The sequence below is a fragment of the Gammaproteobacteria bacterium genome (assembly GCA_013696315.1).
GTDB lineage: Bacteria > Pseudomonadota > Gammaproteobacteria > JACCYU01 > JACCYU01 > JACCYU01.
Map to the genome: position 1 here is coordinate 1 of JACCYU010000069.1, position 6,510 is coordinate 6,510.

A 6,510-nucleotide genomic window follows, 5' to 3' on the forward strand; every position below is an offset into this window, starting at 1 on the left:
GACTCCGCTGTATCGCGCGACGGGTTGCCGCAGTCGTGCGGGCGCTGCCGTGTAAAACCTGACCCATTGCTCATCTCTCCAGATATGACGATCCAATGTACCACTACACTGCGGGACTAAACAACTAGTCCCCGGACTCTTTTGTTACTTATCTCCCCGGCCGCTCACAAAAACTCCTGGATCGCTTCTGGCGGGCACTGCGAACGTCCCTTTGCGACTGACCGCGATTCTCGATCGCCGAAACAGCTTCAGCGCCATCTCGGCCATGGCAGCGACGACGGCTATACCATTCAGCACGACGGCACCTTGAACCGTGAAGTTTTGTTCCCGCGCGAAGAGTAACATCGGCAGACCACCGGCCGGAATGACGACCTCGGCCCCTTCTTCGACTAGCAAGAGCACTTCCCGGCAGAACGCTTCCCTGACCCGCTGGTAGACATCTTCCTCCTCGAAGGCCTGCAAGTACGTGGATACTTGCGTGTCGATCGCCCGCACACCGGTTGCGCGCTGGCTCAGCCCGAGGCGAGTGATTTGATCGCGATGCCAAGGAATGAAAATGGGGTTGATCGTCACCAGGCCGAACGTGCGACCGAGGGTACACGCATGGAGCATCGTCGCCTCACCAAGCCCGATGACCGGGATGTCGACCGCGGAGCGGCATTCGATCAGCCCTGGTTCCTGAAAGTGTCCGATGACAAAGGCATCGTAACCCTGTTCTTCGGCCTTGATCGCATTGCGGATTGTCTGGGCCGCGCAACGAAACTCAGTTAGTGGATTCAGATAGCGGTCGGGCGGAGAAATGTCATGCACCTGGAAAGAAACATCGGGATCGGCATACCTCTTCAGAGACTCTTCGAGGCGCGCGATGTACGGGTGCTGCTCGCCGGGATCGACAAAGCTCTGATACCAGATTCGCGCCGGGCTACGCGGCTTAGGCTGTGCGACTTGCCTGTCTGTGTTCATGCTGCCCTTGTTCAGAACGAAACCTCCTCCGCGGGGTCGCGAGAGGAGTCCATATAGCTATGTCCCGCTGGAGGAATGAGGATGCGGAACGGGCTGGCCTTGCTCTCTGAGCCCTTCGAGATGCAGCCTAATAGCCTTCCGGATGAGCGTTAAGACCTCATCGCGGGTATCGCCCACAACCGCGCACCCGGGCAGTTCCGGGGCGTACGCTCCAAAGCTTGTTGTGCCTTCTCCTACAACGGCCATATAACGCATACTTTCGTTTACCTCTTCAGGCGAGGCCGCGACGGACACGGGAACTCTGCAAGAGCGTGATTCTACTATCGCGTGCTTGGAAAAACCTTCTTACGCGCAGTTACGCGGCGGAACGCCCACAAGGGGCTTTCGCCCTACGCCGTCGTTCGTAGGCGCGTTTTAACGCATGAGTAGCGTCCCGTTCGACACCCACGCCGCCGTCAAACGCCTGACCGAAGCCGGCGTCACGGAAGCGCTGATCCGCGCGATCACGGAAGCCAACGCGCGCGCCGATGTGGTCACGAAAGCCGACTTGCCCGACGCACTCGCCACGCTGCGCCAGAATCTGATCCGCTGGATCGTCGGACTGATTTTGCCTCTGTACGCCCTGCTCATCGTCAGCCTGTTCACCTGATCGCGGCGGAACGCCTACCAAGGGCTTCTGCCCTACGGTTCCTACAATAATAGGTACGGCGGAACGCGACAGCGGTTCCGCCAACCATCCGTCGGAACTAGCTTAAGCTTCCGCTCTGCGCGGGCTGGATACAACAAAGCAACGGCAGCGCTGACCAACACGCTCGCGCGCATCGCTTAGTTCCGCCCAAAACTTTTAACAATACTTCGCGTTTGCTTCACGCGGTTGTTAAACGCGCCAGCTCGTTAAGTAGTAATGCCAGCATAGTCCGGGTGGCGACGGCTTGCCAGGGCCGCCATATCACGCTCATTTCCTCAAGCGCGTCGGGGTTAGGACGAAAAGGCAAACCTTTAATTCTTTGTACCACCACGGCTAAAGCGAGGTCCCCGCTGGGCCATGCGTCTGACTGACCCAGCGCCATCAACAGATATGTCTCTGCTGTCCACGGGCCAATGTCATTGATCTTTAACAATGCAGCGCGCACCGCTGTATCATCCATCATGCCCAGTGCTTTCAGGTTGAGCGAACCATCGGTAATATCAACCGCGCCAGATGCCTAATGTAGCCGATCTTTTGACGGCTAAAGCTAATGCGCTTGAGTGAAGTCTCATCGAGATCAAGATAGCGCCTCGGCGTCAAGGGTGAGATCACGGCAAACAGGCGGTCGTATCCCGCCCTCGCGGACGTCACGGATACCTGCTGCTCTAATATGATAATGACAAGAGTCGCGAATCCCGACTCACGAGACCAAAGCGGTGGAACGCCAAATTCTTTGAGAATGGGGGCCAGGTCCGGATCACAACGCGCCAGACATTCCAGACCTTCCACTAATGCGGTCTGCGACAGCGCTATCGGCATCGCCTGCATTACCGCGCAGCTTCTGACATAAAAGCAGATCAAATATTGCTGGAGTAGAGAATGTCCAATGCTAACGCACACCTCTCGTCGATGCTGAATGCGTGAGACAAAAAAATTCCTCATTACCCGTGCCTGGGAAAACCCTTGCTTACGCCCATCTATGCGGCGGAACGCCCATAAGGGGGAATCTTCCTCAGTTCATTCGTTCGGCAGAGGTGCCGTGGAGTTCACCGCAGGTAGCAGCTATTGAACCTTGCATAAATGGTTAACTGTCATTCTGAGGCCGAAGGCCGAAGAATCTGCCGTTTTCCAAGGGATAAAGCAGATGCTTCACTTCGTCCAGCATGACCTCTCTGTTATGCACTTATGCAAGGCTCAATAAGTGGGACGGATATGGTGCGGTCGCCGCTGAGGTCGACGCTAAGCGTATCGTCCGACACCTTCACGTCCTCGACCGTTGGAATAAACCATTGCTGGATACAGCCTTACGGGGCCGAGCCGGAACTTCGCGACATGATCCTCCGCTCGACATGAACTTGAACCGATCGTTCTCCAGCAGGAAATACGCCGCTTATGGAAACCGCCTGAGCAACGATAAGAGAGCGCGAATTAGCCTATACGCACAAATAGCGCCGAGGCTTCGTCAAGAAATGCATCACCTAGACCGACGCGCTGTTCTGCGTATTATGCACTGACCTCGGCAAAATCAAGCTCCGCCTCGGCAAGAACGGTTACGGTTTTGATTCTCGACCTCTTTCAATACGACGACGCACCTCGGACCAGGGTGAACCCCCGCCGGGATTGGCTCGATAAGCTTCGAGGCGCTGACGAAGCACCTCGCGATGCCACTGCGGCACCCGAGATCTTCTATAACCGAGAGGCGCTGCGGTACAGGCAACTGCTTGATGCGGCCAATATAGACATTGCTCCTGGCGAAAGTACGGACTCTCCAAGCAGGACAGACAACAGCATCCAACGTCCTGAATTAACGATGGGGCGGAACAGGTAGGCTGCCCGGAAATCCCCCCCAACGGGTCGGTCCGCGCCCGCCCAAGTTAACGGTTAGGCGAACAGCGGGTCGAATTCGCGTTCCAGACTAAAAACTTCGGCGACGTCTTCGATGCGCCGGTCCAGTGAGTGCCTCACTTCATCGACTTCCATGCCGAGCAGCAGCCGCAGGCCGATGTTAATTAGCATTCACCGCAGATGCGGTTGGGGTTGTCGCCGCCGCGCCGAAGGTCCGGATCAGCGCATACAGATCGATGCCGGGAGTACAAGCGCGTTAGTTTAAAAAGACCTACCGCTGGCACTTGCCGCAATAAAAACTCGACCGCTGGCCGATTACCCGAAGCCGGATTGAATAACCGCAGCGCGGACAGTTCGCGCCGGCCTTCCCGTACACGCGCAGTTCGTGGCGAAAGTAGCCGGGTCTGCCGTCTTCGCGCACGAAGTTTCGCAAGGTGGTCCCGCCGTGGCCGATTGCGATTTGCAGTACCTGTTTGATGCTCAACGCCAGCACGTGATAGCGAGCACGGCTGATGCGACCGGCGGCGCGCGCGGGGTGGATGCCGGCGGCGAACAGCGATTCGCTGGCGTAGATGTTGCCTACGCCGACGACAACGCGGCTATTCATGATGAAATCCTTCACGCTCAAAGTGCGGCCACGCGCGCGCTGGATTAGATAATCGCCGTCAAAGTCGTCGCTCAGTGGTTCCGGGCCAAGGCCATGCAATAGCGGGTGCGCAAGCGGGTCGCCATCAATCCACAACAGCGCACCGAATCGCCGTGGGTCACGCAGCCGCAGAACCTGGCCTGAATCCAGCCGCAGGTCGATGTGGTCGTGGGGTTGCGGCGGTATGTTGGCATCGATCACGCGCAGGCTGCCGGACATGCCGAGGTGCATCAGCGCCGCGCCATTGGCCGTGTGCAGCAGCAGGTATTTCGCCCGGCGCGTGACATCGATGATGCGCTGACCTTCAAGATTACGCGCCAGATCGGCGGGCACCGGCCAGCGCAGCATGGGCTGGCGGATGTCCACATGGATGACGCGCCGGTCAATCAGATGTGGGGCAATGCCGGCACGTGTGGTCTCAACTTCGGGGAGTTCGGGCAAGGCTTGAAAGGTAGCGAATCAGTAGGGGGTCATGGGAGGCCATTAGGCATACTTAGCTGTATCCGACATTCACGCTCCAGACAATCGCTACGCGACCATCTGTCGCCCGATCGCAACATCATGTGTACTTAGTGGCCGCTCATCGACACTTTAGCGCCACCCGTCTTCACGCCGTCGCGCTGGAAATCTCTTTTCGGCTACCGTCCACTGTGGTCAGTGATCTACGTCCACTCAAGCGGTTTGGCTCCTACAATCACTGAGCCACAAGGCAGCGAACAGGGATAACGTCTATCGCCCATAGCGTTGAGTGTTTGAATAAAGATTATTGTGCTAGAGCCGTTATCACAGGTCGAGCAATGTCATGCGAGAACATATCATGAAACGGTGCAGATTTCCGGAGCCATTGTTAGTTTTGATCTTGGCTATCGCGTTCCCTTCTGTGCCCATTGCAGATGTAAGTATTGCGCCGACATATGGCTGGAAAGGTCAGCGACTAAACGGGAACTATAGCTGGGGATGGCCAAAAGCAGATTCTCAGCTTTTCAAGACTTATGGTGAAGCTGTAACGTGGACAATCAATGAGGCAAAAAAGTCGGGCTGGGATAAGTATGATCTGACGAGAATCGTGTCCAATAATCTTAAACTGTTCCTGCGCAAGAATATCGACAGCAAGCTACACAACTACTTCAGCCACAATCATCCTAATTTTCAAAGCCCAACCGAATTTACTGGCCGCGAACTCAGGTACTGCGAGGATTGGCAAACGAATGTTCCAGAATCCCGGATTAGTTCAATTGGGCAGGTAATGTATGGCTCGGATGTGCAGCTTATTCATACGTCAGCAATTTAGACAACACTTGGTGCTGATATGCGATAATACGCTAGGCCATGAAACGAGACGGACGCACACTGGGTCACGCCACGCTGGAGACCATCCGCAAGATGGCGGTGGAGCGAGTACGCGAGGGGGAGCGTGCCAGCGATGTGATCGCGAGCTACGGCTTTCATCGCTGCACGATCTACGGATGGCTCAAGGCGGCTCGCGGCCGTGGCAAGGGACTCAAGGCGCTCGCGGCGCGGCCGGCAACGGGCCGTCCGCGCACGCTGACGGCGGCGCAGGAACGGCAGGTGTTTCGCTGGATCAACGGCAAGAACCCGATGCAATACGGGTTTGACTTCGGCCTGTGGACGCGGCAGATCGTGCGTGAGCTGATCACGCAGCGATTCGGCGTGCAATTGAGCCTGACCTCGATTGGCAGCTTGCTGGCGCGGCAGGGTCTGACCCCGCAGAAACCGTTGCAGCGTGCCTACCAGCGGGATCCCGAAGCCATTGAGCGCTGGCAGCGCCAGACCTACCCGGCGATTGCGCGCCGCGCCCGCCGCGAGCAGGCCGAGATTTATTTCTGGGACGAGTCGGGCTTTCGCGCCGATGCCGTCCAGGGCACGACTTGGGCTGCCAAGGCGCAAACGCCGGTGGGGGCCGTGCCCGGGCAGCGCCAGCGCATCAGCGCCGCATCGGCCGTCAGTTCCAAAGGCGCGTTCTGGTTCGCGACCTATCCCGGTGCTTTGACCGCCGCGCTGTTCGTCGACTTGCTGCGCCGCCTGATGCGCGGACGCCGTAAACCCTTGCACCTGATCCTCGATGGCCTGCCGGCGCACAAGACCCGCGCCGTCAAGGACTACGCCGCCGGACTCAACGGCAAATTGACGCTGCACTATCTGCCGGGCTACGCCCCGGACCTCAATCCCGACGAACTGGTTTGGAGCCATGCCAAGCGCACCGGCAACGCGCGCCGGCCCCTGCAAAAGGGCGAACGTCTGGCCGCGCGCATCACCGCTCAACTCGCCGATATCCGCAGCCGCCCCGCACTGGTCCGATCTTTCTTTAAACATCCAAGTGTTGCCTATATTTCTGACTGCTGAGTAA

The 6,510-nt window shown here is 57.8% G+C and carries 7 protein-coding genes and 1 pseudogene; 3 read left to right on the plus strand and 5 right to left on the minus strand.

From position 1 onward, the window contains the following. Nucleotides 1-144: 144 nt before the first annotated feature. Together H0V34_03870 and H0V34_03875 are read right to left on the minus strand one after the other, a co-directional pair. Nucleotides 145-963, minus strand: coding sequence for a hypothetical protein (locus tag H0V34_03870; GenBank protein MBA2490863.1), 819 nt, complete (start codon nt 961-963; stop codon nt 145-147). A gap of 57 nt (nt 964-1,020) precedes the next feature. Beyond that, complete coding sequence (locus H0V34_03875) at nt 1,021-1,218, minus strand: type II toxin-antitoxin system HicB family antitoxin (GenBank protein MBA2490864.1); 198 nt, start codon at nt 1,216-1,218, stop codon at nt 1,021-1,023. 166 nt (nt 1,219-1,384) lie between these two features. Between H0V34_03875 and H0V34_03880 the strand changes: the two genes are divergently transcribed. Continuing rightward, the gene (locus H0V34_03880) at nt 1,385-1,612 is read left to right on the plus strand and encodes a hypothetical protein (protein ID MBA2490865.1); all 228 of its coding nucleotides are present in this window, start codon (nt 1,385-1,387) and stop codon (nt 1,610-1,612) included. Nucleotides 1,613-1,840: 228 nt separating this feature from the next. Here the strand turns inward: H0V34_03880 and H0V34_03885 are convergent. The 3 genes and pseudogenes from H0V34_03885 to mutM form a co-directional block, all read right to left on the minus strand. Then, nucleotides 1,841-2,479 (minus strand): annotated as a pseudogene (locus H0V34_03885) (DNA-3-methyladenine glycosylase 2 family protein). A gap of 722 nt (nt 2,480-3,201) precedes the next feature. Continuing rightward, on the minus strand, nt 3,202-3,306 hold the full coding sequence (locus tag H0V34_03890) for a hypothetical protein (GenBank protein ID MBA2490866.1): 105 nt from the start codon (nt 3,304-3,306) through the stop codon (nt 3,202-3,204). Nucleotides 3,307-3,767: 461 nt separating this feature from the next. Further along, the gene (gene mutM, locus H0V34_03895) at nt 3,768-4,583 is read right to left on the minus strand and encodes a bifunctional DNA-formamidopyrimidine glycosylase/DNA-(apurinic or apyrimidinic site) lyase (GenBank protein MBA2490867.1); all 816 of its coding nucleotides are present in this window, start codon (nt 4,581-4,583) and stop codon (nt 3,768-3,770) included. A 361-nt stretch (nt 4,584-4,944) separates the two neighbouring features. Here mutM and H0V34_03900 point away from each other — a divergent pair, with 361 nt between their 5' ends. Both H0V34_03900 and H0V34_03905 read left to right on the plus strand, forming a co-directional pair. Beyond that, complete coding sequence (locus H0V34_03900) at nt 4,945-5,433, plus strand: hypothetical protein (GenBank protein MBA2490868.1); 489 nt, start codon at nt 4,945-4,947, stop codon at nt 5,431-5,433. 38 nt (nt 5,434-5,471) lie between these two features. After that, nucleotides 5,472-6,506, plus strand: coding sequence for an IS630 family transposase (locus tag H0V34_03905; GenBank protein MBA2490869.1), 1,035 nt, complete (start codon nt 5,472-5,474; stop codon nt 6,504-6,506). The last annotated feature ends 4 nt before the right edge of the window (nt 6,507-6,510 follow it).